The organism is Leisingera sp. S132 (assembly GCF_025144465.1).
GTDB lineage: Bacteria > Pseudomonadota > Alphaproteobacteria > Rhodobacterales > Rhodobacteraceae > Leisingera.
Genome location: NZ_CP083553.1, coordinates 2,605,284 through 2,628,241 on the forward strand (window position 1 = coordinate 2,605,284; position 22,958 = coordinate 2,628,241).

The 22,958-nt window shown below is 59.1% G+C and carries 18 protein-coding genes, 2 tRNA genes and 5 pseudogenes; 8 read left to right on the top strand and 17 right to left on the bottom strand.

Translation table 11 applies throughout. The features are described from left to right. Nucleotides 1-9: 9 nt before the first annotated feature. The 5 genes from K3725_RS12905 to K3725_RS12925 form a co-directional block, all read right to left on the bottom strand. A complete protein-coding gene (locus tag K3725_RS12905; RefSeq protein WP_260015728.1) occupies nt 10-2,271 on the bottom strand; it encodes a PAS domain S-box protein in 2,262 nt (753 codons plus the stop codon). 191 nt (nt 2,272-2,462) lie between these two features. Beyond that, nucleotides 2,463-4,478 carry a putative 2-aminoethylphosphonate ABC transporter permease subunit gene (locus tag K3725_RS12910; RefSeq protein WP_260015729.1) on the bottom strand — a complete coding sequence of 672 codons (2,016 nt, stop codon included), beginning with the start codon at nt 4,476-4,478 and terminating at the stop codon, nt 2,463-2,465. Between the two features lie 5 nt (nt 4,479-4,483). Continuing rightward, nucleotides 4,484-5,590, bottom strand: coding sequence for a putative 2-aminoethylphosphonate ABC transporter ATP-binding protein (locus K3725_RS12915; RefSeq protein WP_260015730.1), 1,107 nt, complete (start codon nt 5,588-5,590; stop codon nt 4,484-4,486). A gap of 137 nt (nt 5,591-5,727) precedes the next feature. Next, nucleotides 5,728-6,705, bottom strand: a complete 978-nt coding sequence (locus K3725_RS12920) for a putative 2-aminoethylphosphonate ABC transporter substrate-binding protein (RefSeq protein ID WP_260015731.1) — start codon at nt 6,703-6,705, stop codon at nt 5,728-5,730. Between the two features lie 465 nt (nt 6,706-7,170). Beyond that, a complete protein-coding gene (locus tag K3725_RS12925; protein WP_260015732.1) occupies nt 7,171-7,887 on the bottom strand; it encodes a TetR family transcriptional regulator C-terminal domain-containing protein in 717 nt (238 codons plus the stop codon). 274 nt (nt 7,888-8,161) lie between these two features. On the opposite strand from K3725_RS12925, the gene K3725_RS12930 reads away from it, so the two are divergent. From K3725_RS12930 to K3725_RS12945, 4 genes and pseudogenes are all read left to right on the top strand, one after another. Next, on the top strand, nt 8,162-8,377 hold the full coding sequence (locus tag K3725_RS12930) for a hypothetical protein (RefSeq protein ID WP_260015733.1): 216 nt from the start codon (nt 8,162-8,164) through the stop codon (nt 8,375-8,377). A gap of 18 nt (nt 8,378-8,395) precedes the next feature. Next, entirely contained in the window at nt 8,396-9,775 is a 1,380-nt protein-coding gene (locus tag K3725_RS12935; protein WP_260015734.1) for an aminotransferase, read from the top strand. 44 nt (nt 9,776-9,819) lie between these two features. Further along, nucleotides 9,820-10,158, top strand: a complete 339-nt coding sequence (locus K3725_RS12940; RefSeq protein WP_260015735.1) for a hypothetical protein — start codon at nt 9,820-9,822, stop codon at nt 10,156-10,158. 176 nt (nt 10,159-10,334) lie between these two features. After that, nucleotides 10,335-10,523: pseudogene (locus K3725_RS12945) on the top strand (hypothetical protein); the annotation flags it as partial. A 125-nt stretch (nt 10,524-10,648) separates the two neighbouring features. Here the strand turns inward: K3725_RS12945 and K3725_RS12950 are convergent. The 5 genes and pseudogenes from K3725_RS12950 to K3725_RS12970 all read right to left on the bottom strand — a co-directional run. Beyond that, nucleotides 10,649-11,443, bottom strand: a pseudogene (locus K3725_RS12950) (IS5 family transposase); the annotation flags it as partial. An 83-nt stretch (nt 11,444-11,526) separates the two neighbouring features. Beyond that, nucleotides 11,527-12,858 (bottom strand): TRAP transporter large permease, encoded by a 1,332-nt coding sequence (locus tag K3725_RS12955; protein ID WP_260015736.1) that lies wholly within the window; start codon nt 12,856-12,858, stop codon nt 11,527-11,529. Nucleotide 12,859: 1 nt separating this feature from the next. Then, on the bottom strand, nt 12,860-13,396 hold the full coding sequence (locus K3725_RS12960; protein ID WP_260015737.1) for a TRAP transporter small permease: 537 nt from the start codon (nt 13,394-13,396) through the stop codon (nt 12,860-12,862). Between the two features lie 97 nt (nt 13,397-13,493). Next, nucleotides 13,494-14,543 carry a TRAP transporter substrate-binding protein DctP gene (gene dctP / locus K3725_RS12965; protein WP_260015738.1) on the bottom strand — a complete coding sequence of 350 codons (1,050 nt, stop codon included), beginning with the start codon at nt 14,541-14,543 and terminating at the stop codon, nt 13,494-13,496. Nucleotides 14,544-14,567: 24 nt separating this feature from the next. Then, nucleotides 14,568-15,617 (bottom strand): diaminopropionate ammonia-lyase, encoded by a 1,050-nt coding sequence (locus K3725_RS12970; protein ID WP_260015739.1) that lies wholly within the window; start codon nt 15,615-15,617, stop codon nt 14,568-14,570. Between the two features lie 88 nt (nt 15,618-15,705). Between K3725_RS12970 and K3725_RS12975 the strand changes: the two genes are divergently transcribed. After that, the gene (locus K3725_RS12975) at nt 15,706-16,182 is read left to right on the top strand and encodes an Lrp/AsnC family transcriptional regulator (protein WP_260015740.1); all 477 of its coding nucleotides are present in this window, start codon (nt 15,706-15,708) and stop codon (nt 16,180-16,182) included. Between the two features lie 329 nt (nt 16,183-16,511). Here the strand turns inward: K3725_RS12975 and K3725_RS12980 are convergent. The 3 pseudogenes from K3725_RS12980 to K3725_RS12990 form a co-directional block, all read right to left on the bottom strand. Further along, a pseudogene (locus K3725_RS12980) lies at nt 16,512-17,075 on the bottom strand (tyrosine-type recombinase/integrase); the annotation flags it as partial. A gap of 24 nt (nt 17,076-17,099) precedes the next feature. Beyond that, a pseudogene (locus K3725_RS12985) lies at nt 17,100-17,468 on the bottom strand (transposase); the annotation flags it as partial. Between the two features lie 19 nt (nt 17,469-17,487). Next, nucleotides 17,488-17,864 (bottom strand): annotated as a pseudogene (locus K3725_RS12990) (hypothetical protein); the annotation flags it as partial. Nucleotides 17,865-17,896: 32 nt separating this feature from the next. Between K3725_RS12990 and K3725_RS12995 the strand changes: the two are divergent. Beyond that, complete coding sequence (locus K3725_RS12995) at nt 17,897-18,145, top strand: hypothetical protein (RefSeq protein WP_260015741.1); 249 nt, start codon at nt 17,897-17,899, stop codon at nt 18,143-18,145. Nucleotides 18,146-18,262: 117 nt separating this feature from the next. Here K3725_RS12995 and K3725_RS13000 read toward each other — a convergent pair. Further along, nucleotides 18,263-18,338 (bottom strand) — tRNA-Thr (locus K3725_RS13000). 135 nt (nt 18,339-18,473) lie between these two features. Between K3725_RS13000 and K3725_RS13005 the strand changes: the two genes are divergently transcribed. Beyond that, nucleotides 18,474-18,746, top strand: a complete 273-nt coding sequence (locus K3725_RS13005) for a hypothetical protein (protein WP_260015742.1) — start codon at nt 18,474-18,476, stop codon at nt 18,744-18,746. 181 nt (nt 18,747-18,927) lie between these two features. After that, nucleotides 18,928-19,002, top strand: a tRNA-Glu gene (locus tag K3725_RS13010). A 220-nt stretch (nt 19,003-19,222) separates the two neighbouring features. On the opposite strand, the gene K3725_RS13015 is transcribed toward K3725_RS13010, so the two are convergent. The 3 genes from K3725_RS13015 to K3725_RS13025 all read right to left on the bottom strand — a co-directional run bounded on the left by K3725_RS13015 (nt 19,223) and on the right by K3725_RS13025 (nt 22,779). After that, nucleotides 19,223-20,275, bottom strand: a complete 1,053-nt coding sequence (locus K3725_RS13015) for a GGDEF domain-containing protein (protein WP_260015743.1) — start codon at nt 20,273-20,275, stop codon at nt 19,223-19,225. Beyond that, on the bottom strand, nt 20,272-20,859 hold the full coding sequence (locus tag K3725_RS13020) for a heme NO-binding domain-containing protein (protein ID WP_260015744.1): 588 nt from the start codon (nt 20,857-20,859) through the stop codon (nt 20,272-20,274). Before K3725_RS13020 ends, K3725_RS13015 begins: the two co-directional genes overlap by 4 nt. 360 nt (nt 20,860-21,219) lie before the next feature. Then, nucleotides 21,220-22,779 carry a trimethylamine methyltransferase family protein gene (locus K3725_RS13025; protein ID WP_260015745.1) on the bottom strand — a complete coding sequence of 520 codons (1,560 nt, stop codon included), beginning with the start codon at nt 22,777-22,779 and terminating at the stop codon, nt 21,220-21,222. Nucleotides 22,780-22,958: the final 179 nt, after the last annotated feature.

Genomic DNA, 22,958 nt, shown 5'->3' on the forward strand with positions numbered 1-22,958 from the left:
TGCAATAAATCAGCAGCCGAGCCGGCCGACTTCCGTCTTCAATTCCTGCGCTCCGCTGTTCAGTTCCTCGGTCGCAGCGGCGATGGAATCCGACGCGATGACAGCTTCTTCGGATGCATCCACAATGCTCTGGATGGCCTCGGAAACGTCCCGTGCCGCTGTCTGCTGCTCGTTTGCTGCCACTGAGATCTGAGCGATGGAATCGGTGGTATCCGAGATCCCCGTGAGGATCTTTGTGAAGGCCGCGCCAGCCTCTCTCGAGACCTCGCTGCCTTGGGTGACGCGTTTCACCGTTTCATTGATCAGCTTGCTGATTTCCTTGGCAGATTGCGACGACCGCTCCGCCAGCTTGCGCACCTCGTCAGCCACCACAGAGAAGCCGAGGCCGTGTTCGCCTGCCCGCGCAGCCTCAATCGCGGCGTTGAAGGCCAGCAGGTTGGTCTGTCCGGCAATCTCGCTGATCGTCTTGACGATTTCGCTGATCTCCTCGGAAGAGGCGTTGATCAGGTCCATGGCTTCGATCGACCGTTCAATCGCCTTTGCCCCCAGGTCGGCCTCTTCCTTGGTTTTCTGGGCGATCTCGTCGGAATGATTGCTGTTTTGAGCAATCGAGTCGATGGAGGCACTCAGCTCCTCGACGGAGGCGCTGATCTCCTCGGTGGTGCAGCCCAGGGTCTGGGCGCCGCCGGCAACCGTGTGGGCCTGTTCCGAGATCTTCTTGGACTGCTCAGCAAACTGGGTTGCAATCCGGGACACTTCCTGTGCCACCTGCTTTTCCGCGGTGATGTTGGTGGCAAATTTCACCACCTTGAACGGTTTGCCATCCGCATTGAACACCGGGTTGTAGGAGGCGTTGATCCAGACCTCCTTGCCGCCCTTGCCAAAGCGTTTGTATTCGCCGGCCGAGAACTCGCCAGAAGCCAGATCGGCCCAGAACTTCCGGTATTCAGGCGAACTTGTGTACTCCGGGTCGCAGAACATCCGGTGATGCTGGCCGCGGATCTCGTCAAGCGAATATCCGACGGTTGCCAGGAAGTTCTGGTTGGCGGTCAGAATTGTGCCGTCCAGTTCAAACTCGATCATGGCCTGGGCCCGGCTGATTGCTGCCATCTTACCGTCCTGCTCAGCCGTCCGCTGTTTCTCTTCGGTGATGTTACTGGCGAATTTCACCACCTTGAAGGTCTTGCCGCCTGCGTCCAAAATCGGGTTGTAGGAGGCGTTGATCCAAACTTCCGCACCGCCCTTGCCGAAGCGTTTGAATTCGCCTGCCGCATATTCTCCTGCGGCCAGATCGGCCCAGAACTTGCTGTACTCCGGAGAACCCGCATAGTCCGGATCGCAGAACATCCGGTGATGCTGACCAACGATTTCATCGAGCGCATACCCCACAGTCGCCAGGAAATTCCCGTTGGCGTTGGTGATTTTACCGTCCGGAGTGAATTCGATGATGGCCTGCGCCCGGTCCAGAGCGGCCAGAACGCCGGCGTTCATCCGGGCTTCGGTCACATCGTCCCATTCCAGCATATTGCCGACATATTCGCCGTTTTGATCGAAGATACCGCCTACATTCAGCGCAAACTTGAAATCCCCAATGGTAATGTCGGTCTTGTATGGCAGATTGGCAGGGTCCGACAGCAGCTTGCGCTGGTGGGCCGGGTTCTTGTGGAACTGGTCGATGCAGGTGCCGATGATATGGGCCGGATCGAAGTTCGGCCAGACTTGTGCAAAAGCTTCTGCACTGCGGCTCAACAGCTCTCGGGTCGCGGCATTGACATCGGTGACGATAAAGTCCCGATCAACGGTCATCATCGCGGCAGAGGCGTTCTCATATCCCGTGGTCTTGCGCAGGTTCACCTGTTCCAGTTGTTTCTGCTTGGTGACATCGGTGGCAAACTTGACCACCTTGCAGGGTTTGCCGCTCGCATCGAACACTGGATTGTAGGAGGCGTTGATCCAAACCTCAGCGCCGTTTTTGCCGAGGCGCTTGTATTCGCCGGCCGAAAACTCGCCCATCGCGAGCTGCAGCCAGAAGTCCCGGTACTCATCAGACGCCGCATAGGCCGGATCGCAGAACATACGATGGTGCTTGCCTTGGATCTCCCCCAGCGTGTAACCGACCGTAGCGAGGAAGTTCTCGTTCGCCGTGATGATTGTGCCATCCAGCTCAAACTCAATGACAGCCTGGACACGGTTTATTGCGTCCACGACCCCCTGAAGGTCGTTGCTGGCCTGACCTGTATCCGGCGCTGCTGCCTTTTCGTTCGCACCCATAGTTTCGCCTCACTCATATAAACGTTTCGAGGCCAAATTGGGGGACAGCTGTTAACAACAGGATACCAATGCACCCTGGGCGTGCATTTGCGGCTGTTTTTTATTTTTAAAATACAATCTATGGAATCATGATAGGGTGGCGCGCACCTTATGGCTGCACCACCCCGTTAGCTGTCTGGCGAAACCGATTGTCAGCGGCTGCGCCAGGCCTGGGTCCTTCTCAGGATGCCCCGCGATGCCAGCAGGTGGATGATCCGCGCCAGCGCGTTGGTGTAGAAGATCATCATCCCCATCGCTGCCGCAGGGGCGATGTCGCCGGCATCGTCCATGTTCAGCACCGCAATCGATGCCAGTGTGGTCTTGGGTGAATAGAGGAACACCACCGCCGACACCGTCGTCATCGCGTTCACGAAGAGATAGATCGAGATGTCCAGCACCGCCGGCAGGCAGACCGGTACCGTAACGCGGGCAAACAGCTTCATCGTCGGCTGCTTGAGCGACGCGGCGACGGATTCAAACTCCCGGTCCATCTGCTTCAGCGCCGTGACTGCCGTCAGGTGCGACACCGTGTAGAAGTGGGTGACGGTGCAGACCACCAGGATCGCCATAGTGCCGTAGATCGCATTGAGCGGGTTGGCGGGGTTGTTGAAGAAGAAGATATAGGCCAGCCCCAGCACCATGCCCGGGATTGCCATCGGCAGCATCGCAAACATCTGGAAGATGGCGCGCCCGGTGTGGAAGCCCTTGGACTTCTCCACCAGATAGGCGCCGAAGAACACAACCGCCGTGCCGGCCACTGCCGTCATCAGCGCCAGCTTGATGGAGTTCACATAAGAGCCCCAGCCGCCGCCGTCCATCTTGTCGAACTGGTAGTTGTTGAGGCTGAGGCTGAGGTCGTAGGGCCAGAACTTGATCAGCGCCGCAAACTGGCAGACTGCCAGCAGGCCGGCAATGAACAGGCCAACGAGTGTGCAATAGGCAAAGAAGATACGGTCCATCTTCTTGTTCGGCTGCGGTTCATACGGGACAGAGCGGGCCGACAGAAGCGCCACCTGTTTCGACTGCACCATGCGGTCGATGGCAAAGGCGAGGATTGCCGGGATCACCAGCACCACAGAGACCACCGCCCCCATTTCAAAGTTCTGCTGGCCGATCACCTGCTTGTAGATATCCACCGCCAGCACGTTGAACTGGCCGCCGATCACCTTGGGCAGGCCGAAATCGGTAATCACAAGATTGAACACCACGAAGGCCGCCGAGATCAGGCCATACCGCGCGCCCGGAACCGTGACGGTCCAGAAAGTGCGCCAAGGCGTTGAACGCAGGCTGGCGGCAGCCTCGTAAAGACGGGCGTCCGAAATGGCCAGTGCGGTGGAGATGATGATGAAAGCATGCGGAAAGGTGAAGAAGACTGAGCCGATGACGATGCCTATCGGCCCGTAGATACTGGCACCGAACAGAAGCTCCTTGATCATGCCCTGATTGCCGAACAGGTAGACCAGCGCGATACCTGGCAGCAGCGACGGCACCAGGATCGGCGCCATGGCGATGAGGCGGAACACCCCCTTGTACTTCATGCAGCTGCGGTTCAGCGCGTAGGCGAACCAGAACGCAAGCGAGACGGTGACAACGGTACTGAGCACCGCAATCCACAGCGAGTTCTTGATCGAGTTGAACAGCGCGGGCGTAGAGAAGTAGGAGACGAAATTGTCCAGACCCTGCGCCTTCACGGGGCGCAGCTGCACGCGGCGGAAGGTGTTGGAGTCGAGCGTGACCCATTCGGTGCCGGTTTGCAGGTTGGAGCCGATCAGAAAGCGGCCGGTTTCAGAGGTATTGCGGATCTGATACATCACCGGGCTGCGGAAGCTGAAGTCCGGGAAAAAGCCAGTGACCGGCAGCCGCCCGTCGGCCCCTGTAGACAGATCGGTTTCGGCAAAGGTGGAAGTTCTGGCGTTCAGGTCCGCACCGGTCAGGATGCTGCCGTCAAACGTCCCGGCCTCATCGCTGACTTGGAATTCATACTGCGACAGCTCCACCCGGTAGGTGGAGAAAGATTTCGACAGCATCGCATAAAGCGGAAAGACCAGCGACACGACCAGGTAAAGCGCGATGATGATCATGCTGCCGCGCATAATGATATCGTCGCGGCTGAGCTTGCTCTTGATCACAGGACCAGCGGGCATGACGGATTGCGTGGTATCAGTCATCTGCGTCACGCCCCCTGCCCGTCTTTCGCAAAGGCCATCAGCCGGTTGTCGGGCAGTTCGATTTCCATCTGGCAGCCGGCCTCCAGATCCAGGCGCCGCACGGCGTTGATTGAGAAATCTGCAATCAGCTCCTTGCCGCCGAAACGCTCATTGGTCAGGCGGCAGCGCCAGAATGAGCCGAGGAATTCCATTTCGGCCAGTTGGACGTCGATGCAGTTGCGGTTGCCGCTGCTTTGCAGATACCCGGCCTCATGGGGGATCACATCCTCAGGCCGGATGGCGGCAATGACCGGGGTGCCATCGGAAAATTCATGCGGCAGGCAGGCAAAGGTCTTTTCCCCCACAGCCAGACGCCCGCCCTTGGCAACCGAAGAGCTGATCTGGTTCATCTCGCCGATAAAGTCGGCGACAAACAGATTGGACGGCTCCCGGTAAATTTCGGTCGGGGAGCCGACCTGCTCGATCACCCCGTGGTTCATCACCACGATGCGGTCGGCCATCGCCAGCGCCTCCTCCTGGTCGTGGGTCACCATGATGGTGGTGACACCCAGCTTGCGCTGCAGTTCCTTGATCTCGTGGCGCAGGTGGACGCGCACCTTGGCATCCAGTGCCGACAGCGGTTCATCCAGCAGCAAAAGGCCAGGGTTGGTGGCAATCGCCCGTGCCAGGGCAATCCTCTGCTGCTGGCCGCCGGACAGTTGGGCCGGGTATTTGCGGCCCTGATCCGGCAGGCCGACCAGTTCCAGAAGTTCTTTGACCCGCGCGTTGATTTCCTGCTTGCTGCGGCCTGCGTTTTCCAAACCGAAGGCGATGTTCTTCTCGATGGTAAGGTTCGGAAACAGAGCGTAGGACTGGAATACGATGCCGAAGTCGCGTTCCGACGGCGGCAGGTTGGAGACGTCCTGACTGCCTTGGGTCACCGTGCCCTTGGATTGCAGATCCAGACCCGCAATGGCGCGCAGCAGGGTGGTCTTGCCGCAGCCGGAAGGGCCGAGGAAACAGATGAATTCGCCCTCCGTCACATCCAGGGAGATGTCTTTCAGCGCGATGAAGCTGCCGAAGGCTTTCCAGAGGTCGCGGATACTCAGATAGGTTTCTTTTGGCGGGGTCATTTGAAGCACATCGTTGGTCCTTGCATATGCCAACGCAGCACCCTGTCTTTTGTCAACGGGCGGCTTGGCTCAGGGCATGGGGCAGTGAGATCGGGGAAGACAAAGGGGCAGAAGGCTAACCCTCCGCCCCTGCAGGCTTATTTCGCTTCCGACTTGCCGTCGTAGCGGGCCTGCCATTCCTTGAGAATCGCGGCGCGATTGTTGGCGGCGAACTCGAAGTCATTGTCGATCATCGCATCCAGAAGGCCTTCGGGGAAATGTTCAACCGGCTTGGCGACGCCCGGGTAAGCCACAACCGCATAGCCGGTGTTGTACATTTCGTTGGCTTCCTTGGTGACCGTGAAGTCGACCAGCGTTTGCGCCGCTTCGAGGTTTGCCGTGCCGGCCACGATGGCAGTTGCTTCCATGTCCCAGCCGACGCCCTCCGAAGGCACGATGATTTCCAGCGGTGCGCCCGCGGCCTTGGATTTGGCACCGCGGAAGGCAAAGGAGATCCCGATCGGAATCTCGCCAGCCGCCGCCAGCTTGCAGGGCTTGGAACCAGAATGGGTATAGCGCGCGATGTTTTCATGCAGCGCGTCCATGTACTTCCAGCCCTCCTCCTCTCCGAACATCTGCAGCCAGCTGGACACATCCAGGAAACCGGTGCCGGAGGAGTTGGGGTTCGGCATGATCACATGGCCGGCATACTGCGGATCGGTCAGATCCTTCCAGGACGCGGGCGGTGTCAGGCCCAGTTTCTCTGCCTCAACCGTGTTGTAGCAGACAGAAGCCACCCAGGCGTCCATGCCAACCCAGCTGGGCGGGCTGTCGCCATCAACGAACTTCGGATCCAGCTGATCCACACCGGCAGGCGCATAGGGTTCCAGCATGCCTTCGGATTTGAGCAGCAGCAGCGAGGTTGCCGCCAGCCCCCAAACCACATCCGCCTGCGGATTGTCACGCTCGGCCAGCAGCTTGGCAGTGATGATCCCGGTCGAGTCACGAACCCAGTTGATCTTGATGTCCGGATGGCTCTGATTGAAGGTTTCGGCATAGCGGGCAAGATCTTCGGCCTCAACCGCAGTATAAACGGTCAGCTCCGTCTCGGCGAAGGCCGCGCTGGCCGCCGTCATGGTAAAGGCCAGAGCGGTTAAAAAAGACGCTTTCTGTGTCATGGATTTCCTCTGTTGGTTTGGTGTTGTTATGATTCACCCTCTGACGGGGCTTTTCTGGTCTTAATTTTTTCTTCGACTGGCAGTTTGACAGGTTTGCCCATCAATAAAAATCGGTAATACCCATCACATCATAGGCCAAACTTATACTCATCACCTGTCCGGTGCCGCTGATCCAACCCGGGAGGTGACGTTGCAAATGACGCACGGGTGTCAAACGCAATCCAGCCTGAAGCAGAAACGCTCAAAGGATTTCGGCATAAAAGCCCTTACGCCCGCCACGGCGAGAGCACTTGTGCGCTGAGCAGCCAGCTTGGCGGGCGGGTCTTGCAGGGCACACCCACGGTGGCGCCGCCCGGGCTTACCCCATGAAATTTCAGGATAAACCCGCTGACGCGGAGAAGCCCCTTCAGGCCGCTGACTGGCTTAACTGACAGCCTTTGCCTGGAAAGCCTCCGCATGGCCGGGGAACAGTATCTGAAGGAAATTCAGTGTCTGCTCCAGCGCCTCTTCCCTGGTGTAGATGTGCGGGAACAAATGCAGCTTTTGCCAGTAGCCATCGGTCAGCGAGTCTATCCAGCCGCCAGCCAAGTTCGCCTTTCCGGCGTCTTCTGGCATCAGTTTGCGGCAGATCTCTGCGAGCATCTGAGACCTCTTCTCCTCGAACTCGCCGGTGATCTCGGCATATTGCGGGACAAAGTTCTGCTCACCGAAAAAGGCAAACCAGACGGCGAGCGAACTAGGATTGCAGATCCTTGCGCTGAAATCCGCTTCGATGATCTTGCGCAGCCGGACCGCGGGATCCGCGGGCGCCTTTTCCAAGACCGCCTGCCAATGTGCCTCATAAGTCTGGTACTGGTCCCGCAGCGCTTCGGTCAGGATGCCGGTTTTGGACTTGAAATAGAAGACGGCAACCCCCTGCGAAAGCCCGGCTTCATTGGCCACTGTTGCTAGCGTCGTCTTGGCCAGCCCGTTGGCGACAAGCGATTTCAGTGTTGCATCGAGAATCTGCCGCCGGCGCATGTCGGCGTTTTCCTTGCGTTCCTTTCGCGGCTTCCTGCCACTGCCCTGTGATGCCACCATGAGAAATCCAAACTTCAATTTTCTCCTTGTTCCACAATTCCATGGTGCTGTCAGCTTCATTGTATTTATTTGAGCGCTCAAAAAAACTTTACGCGGAAAATCTTCTCTTCTAGGCTCCTCTCAGCGACAGCCGAACCTGGAGTACACCATGGGGCAGCACGACAGATATGACGCCATCGCGGCCGGCGCCGGGCACAACGGGCTGACCGCGGCAGCAACCTCGGCGCGCAAAGGCAAGCCGGCCTGCGCTACCGCCTGCGCAAGAACGGGATTGGCGGTTTCAAACCGGCGGACGGCGCGCGGATCAATCACAAGAGTAAGAGGAAAGCGGAGCATGCGGCCCCGGGTGTTTGCCCCCGCCGCCAAGCGCAACATCGCGTTGGCCGAGTTCAACGCGCCTTTCGGCGATGGCATCACCGATGATCTCCGGGCCGAAATCCATGTCACCGAGGAAGGCCAATGGAACAAGCGGCCGGGGCCTGCCTCCACTAAAGGCAAGCCTTTCTTCAACAGCAGCCGCGCGCGGGCGACCCCGCCGCAGCCGTGTTAAACCGTATAAGGCATACCAATGACCAAGATGAAACCGAACGCCTTTGCCAACGAACCCAGTCCTGACACCTTGCATGAATGGGACCGCACCCATCAGCTGCACCCCTGGATGGCGATGGACGACTGGCGCGGCTACGACAACATGCTGATGGAGAGCGCTGACGGCATCCATCTGCAGGACGCTGCCGGCAAGCGCTACATCGACGGGCCGGGCGGCATGTGGTGCACCCAGATCGGCTATGGCCGCCGGGAAATGGCCGATGCCATCGCCGCGCAGGTGATGAAGCTGCCCTATACGTCTCCCTTTACCAATACCACCGAGCCCTCGGCAGTGCTGGCCAGGAAGATCGCCGGCATGGCGCCGGGCGACCTGAACAATGTGTTTTTCACCACCGGCGGATCCACAGCGGTGGATACGGCGCTGCGCACCATGCAGTATATGAACAACCGCCGCGGCAAGCCGCAGAAGAAGAAAATCATTGCCCGCGAGAAGGGCTACCACGGCTCCACCTACCTGGCGCATTCGGTGACCGGCAAGGAACGCGACCAGAGCCATTTCGATTTTGAGACCCGGCTGGTGCATTTCCTGCCGGACGTGAACCCCTACCGCCGTCCCGCAGGCATGAGCGTTGCGGACTGGTGCGACGCCAAGGTCGCGGATCTGGAACACGCCATTGCGGAGATCGGCGCGGAGAACATCGGAGCCTTCATCGCTGAGCCGATCCTGTCATCAGGCGGGGTTATCGTGCCGGCGCCCGGATATCACAAGCGCACCTGGGCGCTGTGCCGGGCCAATGACATCCTCTATATCTCCGACGAGGTGGTGACCGGCTTTGGCCGCCTCGGCCACTGGTTCGCCTCCGAGGAGGCTTTTGGCATCCAGCCCGACATGATCACCTGCGCCAAGGGGCTGACCTCCGGCTATCTGCCACTTGGCGCCTGCATCATGTCCGACCGGCTGATGGAGCAGATGAGCCATCTGGGGACGCCCTCCTCCTACACCAACGGCTATACCTATTCAGGCCATCCGGTGTCCTGTGTTGCGGCGCTGAAGAACATCGAGATCATCGAGCGCGAAGGCATTCTGGAGCATGTCCGGGCCGTCACTCCGCATTTTCAGGCGCGCCTGCGTGATCTGATGAGATTCGATATCGTCGGAGACGCCCGCGGTGAAGGGCTGTTGGGCTGCATCGAATGCCAGGCGGGGGATCTGGAGGCCGAGCGCAGGCTCGGTTCGATGATCGATGCCGCCTGCGAGGAGATGGGCCTGATCGTGCGCCCGCTGATCAACATGGCGGTGTTCTCGCCGCCGCTGATCATCACTTTGGACCAGATCGACGAGATGTTCGACATCCTGGAGCGTGCCATCCGGCAGGTCGCGTCGCAACTGGCAGCTTGAGGCAGGGAGCTCCGGGGATCCGGCCACCCTTCCCGAACCGGAGGGTGCGAAAGAAGTTCCCGGCGCTGGCGTTTTTTGATCCCGGCGCCCGGCTTGCCACCGGGCATGCAAGCCGCCGCCCTCCCGCACCGCGGAAAACGGCGCCCTTCCCCCGCTTGTGCGGCAACTTGCATCCGGTTGGGGTCCACTGCATCCTCTGCCTCGATCTGGGCGTCGCCCGACTGGCAGACCTGCCCAGCCCCATTGTCACTGCCATGCAATGTGTCTTCAAAGTGCCCCGGATGCGCCAGGAACAACAACGTAAGCTCATGACAACTAACGAAAACAGGGTTTCAAAGGAAGGTGATGGTGCGAACGAAAAGAGTTTCTACGAACCGCTCTGACAGCCATTCTCAGCCTGATTTCGAAGAGGTGTTTGAGGAACTCGCACGTTGGAACGACATCCTCAAAGATGACAGGAATATTTTGCGGAGGCCGAAGCCATGAGCCGTCCTGCCCCGTTCTCACTCCGCCTTACGCCTGAGGAACGCCAGAAACTTGAAGCCCAAGCCGGGGGTGGATGCCTCTGGCATCCAAAATCAAATCCGTGGTTTTGGCCGACGAAGCTCCCAAGTATCGTAGCCGGCGAAAACCACCTGTTGCGGAGCAACAGGTACTTGCCGAAGTGCTTGCAGGCCTCGGTCAAACTCGTCAGGCCAATAACCTCAACCAAATCGCCAAACACCTCAACCAAGGAACTTTGGTTGTTGATCCTGATTTGGAAGAGGATCTCAAACGTGCCGTGGCCGAAGTCGCATGGATGCGAACAAAGCTGATGGGAGCCTTGGGGGTGTCGAGCTTCACAACGCTCTGGTACCGTAGGCTCAGGACTGATAGCCAGCAAGTGACGATTGCCGCCAGCGCGCTGGCTGACAGGAAGACCTTTGGGCATCTGTCGTGGCGGGTCGCGACCCGCCGCCAATCCTTCAGCCTGCCGAACATGATTTCGATCAGGTTGCGCCGTTTGTAGCGACGCTTGTCGTACTTCACAGGTTTCTTCCGCTGTTTTCGACCGGGTATGCAGGCGCGTATCCCTTTGGCTTTCAACGCTTCTCTGAACCAATCGGCGTCGCACCCACGATCTCCGAGCAGCCAATCTACTTTTGGCAGGCTGCCAACGAGAGCCCGTGCGCCGATGTAATCGCTGACCTGACCAGCTGTCACAAAGAGGTTCGGTGGGCGCCCTTGGCTGTCGCAGATGGCGTACAGCTTTGTGTTCATGCCGCCTTTGGTGCGCCCCCTCTCGGGACATTGCTGCGCAATGCCCTGCCGGGCAAGGGATCAGACGGCCACGACCCCCCTTTTTCACGCCCAGACTGGACGCCGTGCGATGAGCCTTCAGGCAGGTGGCGTCAATCATCACAGTTTTCGTCTAGCCGTGATCAGACGCCAATCCCATCATCATCTCGGCGAAGATGCCCTTGTCGCTCCACCGCTTCCAACGATTGTAGAGCGTCTTGTGCGGCCCCTATGCCGCTGGGGCGTCGCGCACCTTAGGCCATTGCGATTGATGAAGATAATACCGCTCAACACGCGCCGATCATCAACACGAGGTTTGCCGTGCGACTTTGGAAAAAAGGGCTCCAGACGTGCCATTTGCGTGTCCGTTAGCCAGAGAAGATCAGACATGTTCACCAATCGTTTTCCGAACCGTGAATCACGCCGCCAAGCGGAAATCAATGGGGCCTGAGCCTAAGGATTGAAGCCCGGTTCTACAGGGCTGCCAAGTCCCTTAAGAACAGGGCAATCTCCGGCACGTAGATCAGCAGCGCCGTCATCAGAGCCAGGATTAAGAAGAACGGCAGGGTACCTCGGATAACCTGAAGATATGGTTTGTTGAAGATCGCAATTGCAGTGAAGATATCGCAGCCGAATGGCGGAGTGGCCGAACCGATCGCCATCTGCAGTGTGATCATGACGCCCACCAGCACCGGATCTAGGCCGGAGACGTCGATAATGGGCACGAAGATCGGCGTCAGGATCACCAGCACCACCAGTGAGTCAACAAACATGCAGCCTACAAAGAAGCACAGCGCGATGATGAACAGGATGTATTCGTGCGAGGCGCCTTCGAGGTTGAGCGGTTCCAGCAGCCCCTGCGGCACCTGTTCAAAAGAAATGTACCAGGAGAACGCCTGACCGGCCCCCACAAGAATGAAGACAACTGCAGTAATCAGGCCGGTGCTAAGTGCGGAATCCAGCACATCGTCCAGCTTGAGCTCTCTGTAGATCACACATTCCACGATCAGCGCATAAAGCACCGAAAAGGATGCGGCCTCGGTTGGTGTCACCGCGCCGGAATAGATGCCGCCAACGATCAGCACAGGAAAGCCAAGCGGCAGGATCGCCTTCCTGATCGCCGCCCGCCGTTCCGCGCCTGAGGCTTTGGGGACCAATGAGATCAGGTCGCCCTGCCATACGCTGTAGAAGTAGCAGTAGACCGAGAACAACAGCGCCAGAACGATGCCCGGGCCGATGCCTGCGATGAACAGCTCGCCGACGCTGGTGTTGGCCAGCGTGCCGTAAAGGATCATGCCGATGCTGGGCGGGATCAGAAAGGCAATGTCGCTGGCGTTGATGATCAGCGCCATGACAAAGCTGTCCTTGTAGCCGGCCTTCAGCAGCCGCGGCCGCATGATCTGACCGATCGATACCACCGTGGCCTGGGTGGAACCCGAGACCGAGCCGAACAGCGTGCAGGCGATGCAGGCGGTGATCGGCAGGCCGGCACGGCGGTGGCCGACATAGGCCTGGATCAGCCCCAGAAGGTTGTTGGCGGTGTGGCCGCGAGCCATGATGTCGGCGGCCAGAATGAACATCGGCACCGCAATCAGCGCGTTGGGAGAAATACCAGTCACCATCTGCTGGATCACCACGCCGGTGTCGCTTTGCGAGAAATGAACGAGGCCGATCAGCGTCGCCACCACCAGTGGCACCACCATTGGATAGCTGAGGAACAACAGCAGCACCATCGGCACCACCAATGCGGCTGTGATGACATAGGTATCCAGCTCGCCCGCGAAGATATCGTTCAGAAAATCCATCTCAGACCCCGATCTCTTCGGCTTCGCTTTCCTCAACCTCGTAGGACAGCCAGGTTCCTTCGTGGGTGAGGTTCATCATAAAGGCGATCAGATACTGCAGCCCGGCCATAGCCAGGCCGATCGGGATCACGGAATAGATGATGTAGACCGGGAACTGCAGCGCCGGGCTCAACCGGTTCACCGCCTTGATTTCCAGCACATAGAACACCGCCTGATAGGCCAGGAACATCAAGAGCACGCTGGTGGTGCAGGTGATCAGCATCATCAGCATCTTGCGCCCGCGCGGCGGCAGTAAGTCATAGGCTGCTGTCATGCGGATATTGCGCCCTTTGCGGACCGCATAAGCAAACCCGACGAAGGTCACCGCAACAATCAGGAACTGGTTCAGCTCTTCCGAGAAAAACAGGCTCTTGCCAAAGCCATAGCGGCCGATGGCGTTGGCGGTGGAATTCAGCATCATAAGAAGGATCGCCAGGATGATGACGGTCTTTTCGATGAACTCGGTGCTTTTGCTCAGCGCAAGCAGCAGGGTTTTCATGTCTTTCTCCCCCGCGCGCCGCAAGCGCGCGCGCTCCAAGGAAGGGCGCGGTCCTCCCTCTGCGGGAAGCCGCGCCCTCCAGTTTCAGCAAGCCAGATTAGTCGGCTGCCGCTACGTCCGCCAGCACGCCTTCCAGGATCGCCTTGGCGCCATCGCGGGCGCTGGCTTTCTCTGAATCGCCGTAGGCGTTTTCGACAACAGTATAGAAGGTTTCATGCAGGCTGGCGCTCAGTTCTTCGAAGACGGCGCGCTCTTCCTCGGTCAGCACCACGACTTCCAGGTCCGGGCGCTCTGCCTTGATCTTCTCCATATTCTCGGCGTTGATTGAGATCTGGTAGTCATGCGCAGCTTGTTCCGCAGCAGCGATTGCCGTGCGGACCATGTCCTGCTGCTCGACCGGGAGACCGCTGAACCATTCGCTGTTGGTCGATACGGTGCCGACATAGGGCTGCTGGCCCGGGAAGATCAGGTAGTCCTGCACTTCATGCCACTTGGCGTTGTAGATGAAGTAGACCGGGTTCACCATGCCATCGACGGTCTTCAGCTGCAGTGCGCCATAGACCTCGCCCCAGGACAGCGGCGTCGGGTTGGCACCAAAGGCCTTGTAGGTTTCTACCGGAATCGTCGAGGTAAAGGTGCGAACTTTCTGACCATCGAAATCTTCCGGGGAGCGGATCGGTTTGTTTGCGCCCCAGGCCATCTCGCCTTCGGAAATCATGGTCAGCAGCTTGAGGTTCACCTTTTCGAACTTCTCGCTCAGCCCATCATAGATGGTCGGGCTGGTGGTCAGCACCTTGCGGATCACGTCAGTGTCGCCGCCCAGCACATAGGGCAGGTCCAGAACCTGCGCCTCAGGCACATAAGAGCCGAGGTGGCCGGTTCCGACGGACACGAATTGCACGGTGCCCTTGGAGGTCAGCTCGACGATGTCATTTTCTGTGCCCAGCTGGCCATAGTAATAGATGCGCACCTTGATGTCGCCTCCCGACTGCTCTTTGATGCTGTCGGCAAAGGCTTGGGCAAAGATGTCTTGGACGTCGCCTTTATCTTCCTCAGACGCGAATTTCCAGGTGTCCGCGACTGCTGTTGTTGCCAAGCCGACGATCAGCACTGCTGATGACAGCAGCTTGCGGGTGAAGTTAGTCATTTGGATAGTCCTCTCCTGCGCCGCTTATGCGGCGCCTTCCGAAATAATCACAAGGGGGCGGAATGCCTTGCCTTGATCAGGAACTGGTGCCCCTTTGCTCAGCGCGCCGTATCCGGCTGCACCCGAAGGGGTGGTTTCGACGCCAAGGGTAGAGACTGCGCTGGCCGCGGTCTCACCTTCTTCTTCCGATAATGTCACATAGGACACACCAGCCTTTTCCAGCGCGTACCAGGCCACGATCGAGGGCTCTTTGCAGTCGAGCCGCCCCATGCTGGAGTCCGGGCCGTCGGCGCGGGTAGGTGCACCGGCGTTGTGGCTTGCTTGCAGGCAGGCTGCCGCTTCCGGCTCAACAACAATCAGCTCGGGCTGCTCGGCCCAGTTATGGCGGATCATATAGGCCATCGCCGCGGCCAAGCCGCCGACACCTGCCTGCAGGTAGACATGTGTTGGCCAGCTGCCAGAGGTTTCGAATTCGGCCCGCATCTCCTCGGCAATGACGCAGTAGCCTTCCATCACCCATTTTGGGATCTCGGTGTAGCCTTCCCAGGTGCCGTCAGCCAGCAGCACGGCACCGCTCTCGCCTGCGTCAGCAATCGCCGCAGCAACGCTCACATCATAGACATCGCCGGAGCGCACCACCTCGGCACCGAGGCCGCGCAGCCGTTCGGCAAAGCTCTCTGGGACGGTTTTTGCCAGATGGATGCGGGCCTTGGCGCCCATCGCGCGGGCACCAGCAGCAACGCCCATTCCATGGTTGCCTGCACTGGCGCAGACAAAGGTATGGGTGGCGGCAAAGGCACGGATGTCGGCGTCGTTCAGCCGCTCCAGCGTCAGGGTTTCGCCGGTCTTCTGCTCCCAAGCCTGTTGCAGGATCCGGGCCACCGCATAAGGCGCGCCAAGCGCTTTGAAAGCACCCAGGCCCATCCGGCCTGTTTCATCCTTGGCCCGGACGGTCACGCCGTCCGGGCCGCTGAGTTCGCGAAGCGGTGAGGCTTCGTAATTCTCCTGCGCCCGGAAAAATTCCTGGGCACGTTCGAAGTTCGGTGCAAAGTTGAGCGGATCTGGCTGTGTCATAGAGAAAATTTACCACACGTCCACAATTTGAATTTTGCATTGAAGCTGGTACTGTTGAGAATAATTCTCTCATTCAGCAGGTTTCATAATGGCATCTTTCACCGCAGCGGATTTGAATGAAGCAGACCTGACAATTCTGCGCCTGGTTCAGAAAGATTGCCGAATCGGACTGGAAAAGCTGGCGCAGGAATGCGCCCTTTCGGTGCCTTCGGTTCAGCGTCGTCTCAAGAAACTGCGGGAGTCTGATCTGATCCAGCAAGAGGTCGCGATCCTCAACCCGGCCCGATTTGACTATAAGATGACTTTTATCGTGCTGGTGGAACTGGACCGTGAAACGCTGGATCAGCTGGACCACTTCCGCAAACGCGCCAAGGCAGAGCCTCAGGTGCAGCAATGCTACTATGTGACCGGTGATGCCGATTTCATCCTGATCTGCGCTGCCCAGGACATGCAGGACTTTGAGGCCCTGACCCACCGCCTGTTCTTCGAAAATTCCAATGTCCGCCGGTTTCGCACCTCAGTTGCGATGGAGCGCACCAAGGTGGGCATGACGCTTCCGATCTGATTTGTCAGAAGAATTCAGCTCCTTCAGAATTTTCCGTTTCTTCCGAAAGCTGTTAAAATGGGAGTTCAGCGCTGCAAGCGTAGCGAAGGTCTACTTACTCCCGCACTTTGATCCTTCTTTGATCAACCTATGCAGCAACGTCGATCAATGGCCGCTTTGAACGCCGCGGGGCAGCGCGTACTTTTCTGCATCTGCGGTATCCAGCGTGCTGCGAACACACGCAGCGAGAAAACCCAAAGAGCAAGTTGGGCTCATCAGAACCACCGCTGCGCCGCGAACGCGAGTCCGGTCTGGATTGGCGAACGGCACATGCCGTCCGCCAACGTGGCTCAAATGCCGATTTGCTCGGCAATGCTCAGAGCATCTTCCAGCTCAACGCCAAGGTAGCGCACGGTGCTGTCCACTTTGATGTGACCAAGGAGCAGCTGAACTGCGCGAAGATTGCCGGTCTTTCGGTAAACTTCGGCCGCTTTCGTCCTGCGAAGCGAATGGGTGCCGTACCCGCTCGGTTCTAAACCAATCGCCGTCACCCAGTCGCGGACGAGCCGACTGTACTGGCGCGTCGAGATGTGCGGGCGGTCATGGAACCGGCTCGGGAACATGAACTGGCACGCAAACATCTCGGGGGACTTGACCCAAGCCAGGACAGTTTCGCGCGTGTTTTCAGTCAGTTCGAATTGAACGGACCGCTTGGACTTGCTCTGAATCACAGAAACTCGCTCCCGCACGCGGTCATCCTTGACCAGATCAGCAACCGCCAGTTTCACCAGATCGCATCCTCCCAGTTTGCTGTCGATAGCCACATTGAAAAGCGCAAGATCGCGCAGGTTGACCGACAGTTCGAGCCGCGCGTGGATCGCCCAGACCTGTTTCGGCAACAGTGGCCGTTGACGTACTCCCCTTAGAGTCCGCGTTTTTCAGTTAGCTCTGTTCAGGGTTTGGTCCTCTCTTGACCATTGGCGATACTCCCGCAGGGTGAGCCCGTCGAGGCTCGAATGCGGGCTGTGGTGATTGTAGTCGTCGCGCCAGGCGTGGATCAGGTGACGGGCATGGCGCAGGCTCGCAAACAAGTGCTCGTTCATGCACTCATCCCGAAGGCGGCCATTGAAGCTCTCTACGAAGCCGTTCTGCATCGGTTTGCCGGGCGCGATGTAGTGCCATTCGGCCTGCCGGTCCTGCTGCCATTTCAGGATCGCGTTGCTGGTCAGTTCGGTGCCCCTCGCCATTGCCTCTCGGACCAATGGCGTTCCACTCGCTAGATCAGACTGAACCGCACCGGGTTTGCCGGAGGCTGATTTCAGTTAGTTACGCGGCAATATCCTCAGTTTCCAGAGCGGCGTAGAAATTGGCCTCTGCGTCTGCCGGCGGAATGTTCCCGATAGGCTCAAGCAGACCGCGGTTATTAAACCAATCCACCCATTCGAGTGTTGCGTATTCCACTGCCTCGAAGCTGCGCCAAGGGCCGCGGCGATGAATGACCTCGGCTTTGAACAAGCCGTTGATCGTCTCGGCCAGAGCGTTCTGCGCACTCAAATGATCCCCCGGATCATTTGATCCTCTGCGCGGAGCTGCTTGAACTCATAGCTGTCCCCGACGCTGCCGACAGAGGGCTCGATACCAGCTTCGCCCAACCTCTCTGTGTATTTGATCGACAGGTATTGGCTGCCGCGGTCAGAGTGGTGATCCGGCACAGCATAATCCTATGAGCGCCTCTATGAATTTCCCCCGCCCTCTGGAACACGACGCGAGCATTGGAGAACTGCGTGACTATTTCGCTGATCTGATGGAGTGGCTGCCGAAGCAGCACGTAGCTACGCTAATGGAGCATGGCTTTTCGCCAATGGACATTTTCACACTGAAGCGGATTGGCCGTGCTTACAGGTACGGCACAGAAAACGCAGACACCCGCAAAGACCTGGACCGGATAATCGGCAAACTTCAGAATCTGCCGGTGGTGATTTAGGTGAGCGCTTTGTAAGCAACTTGAAAAATCTTGCTTACATAGCGCCTACAGGCTTCCGAGCGCAATAGGAGCGCGCTCGCTCGATCCGCTGTAAGATGTTGTAACTTATGGAAGATTTGGTGCCCCCACACGGACTCGAACCGCGGACCTACTGATTACAAATCAGTTGCTCTACCAGCTGAGCTATAGGGGCGCCGAGCTGTGAAACCGCGCTTACCATCCTTCGGCGGTCCGTCGCAAGAGGTCTTTTGAGCAAAAAAGCGAGCCGGTTGAAAATTGGCCTCGCATCGGCAGAACTCTTGCAGGAAAAGGATTGGAAACGCCCGGAATGCAGCATCTGGCCGCCGCGGCAGCCCTGCCGGATACCGGGCTTGCGCTTCGTTCGCTGCCGACCTCAAGCAGGCAAAGCCGCTTGCGGCTCCTGCTGTTTCTGCAAAATCATGGGGCGCAGTGGCTCTGTCTTAGCTTAAGCCGCCAAATCTCCGGGCCAGGCCAGCCGCACGCCCGCATCCGTGCGGCATCGCCCGCGAATCCGCAAACCACAAGAACCAGAGAACGGCGCTGCTCCATCGCAAGCAAAACCGGAAAACCGGATTTCTAAAGGGAAATTCCAAACTGCTCCAGGCAATGCACCTTTGCGGCTGCCCTTCAGCCATGGTGATTATTGTTTTTTTATATGGATTTAGCCTGCACACCCGGCAGGAGAAAAATCTTCGCATTTCTGCAAAAAGCCCCTTGCGCCCGCGCGGCGCAATCAGTAAACAGCGCCTCACACACAGAGTGGCCCGTTCGTCTATCGGTTAGGACGCCAGGTTTTCAACCTGGAAAGAGGGGTTCGATTCCCCTACGGGCTGCCACTTTCTCCCGTTCTTGCAATGACACTTCCTTCCGGCAGAACAGCGGGAGCAGAATTGGCCAGATTGAGCATCCATGCTCCGGCCCGGGTTTCCAAGCAGACAGCGTCAAAGGTAAGCCGGCAGGCAGGAGCCGGAGGTGCTGCGCCGTTGCACACCTGGCCCGCTCACCAAAAGGGCAGACCTGCCGCGCCGCCTTCTCCCTGAACTCGTGCAGCCTGTGTCACTTAGCAGGGCCGCGGGCAGCAACGGGGCTGGCAGACGCCTCCCCCCCCGAGGCGGTCCCGCCAGTCTTCTCCATCCCCTCGCGGTAGAAGCAATGCTGCGCCCGCCCGGCGCGCTTGGCAGCATAAAGCGCCAGGTCAGCCTGGTTCAGCAACTCCTGCGCATCCGGCGCCTTTTGCCAAGTGGACAGCGTCGTGCCTGCGCTGGCGGAAATCCGGCAGCTTTGGCCGCCGAACGGCACCGGTTCCTCCAGCCGCTGAATCAGCCGCTTGGCAATCGCGGCAAGCCTGCTGGTATCCAGAACCCCCTCAAGGATCATCACAAATTCATCACCGCCGACACGGGCCACCGTGTCTGACTGGCGGGTGCATTCCACCATGATCCGGGCTGCCTGCTGCAGCACCGCATCCCCAGCAGCATGGCCCAGCGTGTCATTGACCTGTTTGAAGAAATCCAGATCCAGATGCATCAGCGCGAACTCGCGGCCGCTGCTGATCAGCCGTGCCAGGATATGGTCCATTGCCCGGCGGTTTTTGAGCCCGGTCAAAGTGTCGGTGAAGGCCTGCTCTTCGGCGGCGATCTTGGCCCCTTGCAGCCGCAGGTTCAGCTGGCGCGACGCTTCCATCGCGGCAGATTTCGCCTCAACCAGATACAGCATCTCGATGGTCAGGTCCGTAGGCGAGAAATCGGCGCTTGTCAGGTCGTAGTCGCGCACGGCCTCCAGCACCGAAATGCCGAAGGACAGGTTCAGGAAAGCGCCCTGGCCGTCCGGCAGCGGTGTGCATACCCCTTTGAGCCCGGTCTGCGGCAAATCCCGGAACTGCAAATGCAGCTTGCTGCCCGCGGAGGCCAGCAGATCTTCCACTGACCGGACCGACCGCGGCCTGGACAGGTCAAACACCCGGAAAAACCGCCGCCCTTCCCAGGTCAGCTGCGGGCGCAGCTTCTTCAGAGTCGGGCCAGCCGAAACGATCCGCCCCTTGTGATCAACGATCACAAACATCGGGCAAATGACATCTGCCATTCCAGTCAGCTGCGGGAGTGTCATCATAACGAATGAGCCCCCAAGTCAAATTCCCGCCCGGCAGCGAATTTGGTTTCAACCAGGGTGATGGAAATCACTTCGGCACCACCGTGGGTGCCGCTGTGATCCAGAAAGACCAGGTCGCCGTAATCATCCGCCATCGCCCTCAGAACCCCCATCAGGACATGTGCATATCCTGGCAGCCCCGGCTGGCAGATCAACTCAAACTGATCCTGCGCTTGTTCCAGCAGCTCCAGCCCTGGCAAATGCAGATCGGACACTGCCAGCCTGGCGCGGTCCGGCAGGTCATCCAGGGAATGCAGGAATTCCACATAGGTCACGCCGCCAAAGCGCAACAGCCGCCGCAGTGCCTCCACCTGCGGGTTCGACACCAGGAAGGTGCCCATATCTTCCAGCATTTCCGGCAGCGGCCGGGCAAGCACTGTCTCCATCGCGGTCAGCATGCTGCCGGATTGTTCCTCGGTGTAATACAGCATTGCTTCGAACTCGGTGAAACCGAGTCCGGCCTGCTCCATGACCTCTTCCCAGCGGTCCGCCCCGTAGGTACTCGTCACAAAAGCCTGAATCGCCCTGTTGATCAGACCGTGCATGCAATGGCCCCTCTTTGCCTATGCCACAGTCTTGACGCGCGCTGGTTAAGAAAGGCACAACAAAGCAGGTCAGTTGAGCTTCCGGCGCCTGAAAATCCTGCTTTTTCTTCCCCTAGCACGAAACCTGCACTCTCAATCTCACCAGCAATTTTGCGCAAAGCCCCGCCATTATAGCCTAACCGGAGCGCCCGCCAACCTCTTGCGCGCGGACGGCCTGGCTGCACTACTGTACCTGCCCGGCGGCAGTGGCAAGCCCGCGGCACCCTCCGCCGCCCTCCCCCGGCGGATTTTCACCACCCGGCCGGAGAATGCAAAAAAGCGGAGGCCCGGCCTCCGCTTTTGCAACCACGGCAGTAAGATTCAGAAATCGGTGGGCGCCCCGCCCTCAGCCTTGCGCCGGGCCACGAAATCCGCCAGCTCGTCCCGGATCGCCGCATCCATTGGCGGCTCCTCGAAGGAACCGATGATCTCTTTAAACATCTTGTGAGCGCGCTCCGCGGTCCAGGTTGCGCCCGCGGCCTCCCAGGCCTCAAAGTTGCGCCAATCGCTCAGAAACGGCTGGTAGAACGCCGTGGTGTAGCGGTCCTGGGTGTGCTGGATTCCAAAGAAATGGCCATCGTTGCCAACCTCCCGGATCGCATCCAGGGCGATTTCGTCCGGACCGGTGGCATTGACCGCCGGGTCCATGTAGCGCTGGATCATTTGCAGCACTTCGCAGTCCATGATGAACTTCTCAGGGCTGGCGATCAGGCCGCCCTCCAGCCAGCCGGCCGCGTGATAGATCATGTTGGCGCCTGACTGCACCGCGGACCAAAGCGAGTTGGAGGTCTCCCACATCGCCTGCCCGTCCGGAACATTGGCCGCACAGACGCCGGAGGCCCGCATCGGCAGGCCATAAAAGCGCGCCATCTGGCCGGTCATCTGGGTTGAGCGCATGTATTCCGGGGTGCCAAAGGCAGGCGCACCGGATTTCATGTCCACATTGGAGGTGAATGTGCCGATCGCCACCGGGCAGCCCGGCACCACGTACTGGAACAGCGCGATCGCGCACAGCGATTCCGCTATGGATTGCGCGACCGCTCCCGCCATCGTCACCGGCGCCATTGCGCCTGCCAGCGTGAAGGGCGTCACCACCACTCCCTGGCCCCGGCGGCACAGCCGCAGTGAACCATCGATCATCGGCTCATCATGCTTCAGCGGCGAGGTGGAATTGATGTTGGTGTACATCTTCGGGCTGGCATCAAACTCCTCATGGCTGTGGCCGCCCGCGATACGGACCATCTCCATCACGTCCTCGACCCGCTCCTTGCCCAGGCTGTAGGCATGCATCGCCTTGTCTGTCAGCGTCAGCTTGTCATAGAGCACATCCAGATGGCGCACCGAGGCGTGGATGTCCACCGGCTCCACCGGGTAGCCGCCGGCAAAGTGGATGCAGTTAAAATACTGGGTCAGTTTCAGCAGGTTGCGGCATTGCTCGCGGGTGCCCGCTGTCTTCTTGTTCTGCTCCAGATCCCAGTAGTTGGGCGGCGAGGACACGTTTCCGAACAGCATCACATCGCCGCCGACAGTGATCTTGCGCTCCGGGTTGCGCGGGGTGAGGGTCCATTCCCGCGGCGCTTTCGCCACCATTTCCATGACAAATTCCCGGTCCATCCGGACCAGGTCGCCCTCAACCTTCACCCCCGCCTGCTTGAAGATTCCAAGCGCTTCCTCGTTGAAAAACTGGATGCCGATCTCTTCGAGGATTCGCATGGCGCCATCGTGGATGGCCTGCACCCCTTCCTCGCTCAGCGGCTCAATGGGGCGGTCGATGTTGCGGGGCGGGTTCCAGGGCATCTGCTCCAGAACTGCACTGCCGCGCCGGGCTGCCGCGCCCGCCCTGCCTCCGCCGCGCCGTTTGTGTGTGCCTGTCTCTGCCATGCCGCCCTCCCCTGGGTCCGAATTGCCACGTGCTGACAGGCAAACACTGCGCCATTCCCGCGTATCTGAACCTGTCCGTTCACGACCCCGCCTGTCGTTTTCTCCGCATCAAGCGCCGGAGCGGAGCATTTCTGTACACTTGTGCCCAGTCTGGCACATAAAAAAGCCGGCGCACAAGG

Coding starts and splice junctions, on each gene's coding strand:
- K3725_RS12960 (WP_260015737.1), bottom strand. CDS start 13,396: ATGAAAACCCTGCTGCTTGCGCTGAGCAAAAGCACCGAGTTCATCGAA.
- K3725_RS12910 (WP_260015729.1), bottom strand. CDS start 4,478: ATGACTGATACCACGCAATCCGTCATGCCCGCTGGTCCTGTGATCAAG.
- K3725_RS12935 (WP_260015734.1), top strand. CDS start 8,396: ATGACCAAGATGAAACCGAACGCCTTTGCCAACGAACCCAGTCCTGAC.
- K3725_RS12920 (WP_260015731.1), bottom strand. CDS start 6,705: ATGACGGCGGCCAGCGCGGCCTTCGCCGAGACGGAGCTGACCGTTTAT.
- K3725_RS12995 (WP_260015741.1), top strand. CDS start 17,897: ATGAATTTCCCCCGCCCTCTGGAACACGACGCGAGCATTGGAGAACTG.
- dctP (WP_260015738.1), bottom strand. CDS start 14,543: ATGACTAACTTCACCCGCAAGCTGCTGTCATCAGCAGTGCTGATCGTC.
- K3725_RS12925 (WP_260015732.1), bottom strand. CDS start 7,887: ATGAAGCTGACAGCACCATGGAATTGTGGAACAAGGAGAAAATTGAAG.
- K3725_RS13020 (WP_260015744.1), bottom strand. CDS start 20,859: ATGCACGGTCTGATCAACAGGGCGATTCAGGCTTTTGTGACGAGTACC.
- K3725_RS12975 (WP_260015740.1), top strand. CDS start 15,706: ATGGCATCTTTCACCGCAGCGGATTTGAATGAAGCAGACCTGACAATT.
- K3725_RS12930 (WP_260015733.1), top strand. CDS start 8,162: ATGCGGCCCCGGGTGTTTGCCCCCGCCGCCAAGCGCAACATCGCGTTG.
- K3725_RS13015 (WP_260015743.1), bottom strand. CDS start 20,275: ATGATGACACTCCCGCAGCTGACTGGAATGGCAGATGTCATTTGCCCG.
- K3725_RS12955 (WP_260015736.1), bottom strand. CDS start 12,858: ATGGATTTTCTGAACGATATCTTCGCGGGCGAGCTGGATACCTATGTC.
- K3725_RS12915 (WP_260015730.1), bottom strand. CDS start 5,590: ATGACCCCGCCAAAAGAAACCTATCTGAGTATCCGCGACCTCTGGAAA.
- K3725_RS12970 (WP_260015739.1), bottom strand. CDS start 15,617: ATGACACAGCCAGATCCGCTCAACTTTGCACCGAACTTCGAACGTGCC.
- K3725_RS13025 (WP_260015745.1), bottom strand. CDS start 22,779: ATGGCAGAGACAGGCACACACAAACGGCGCGGCGGAGGCAGGGCGGGC.
- K3725_RS13005 (WP_260015742.1), top strand. CDS start 18,474: ATGCAGCATCTGGCCGCCGCGGCAGCCCTGCCGGATACCGGGCTTGCG.
- K3725_RS12905 (WP_260015728.1), bottom strand. CDS start 2,271: ATGGGTGCGAACGAAAAGGCAGCAGCGCCGGATACAGGTCAGGCCAGC.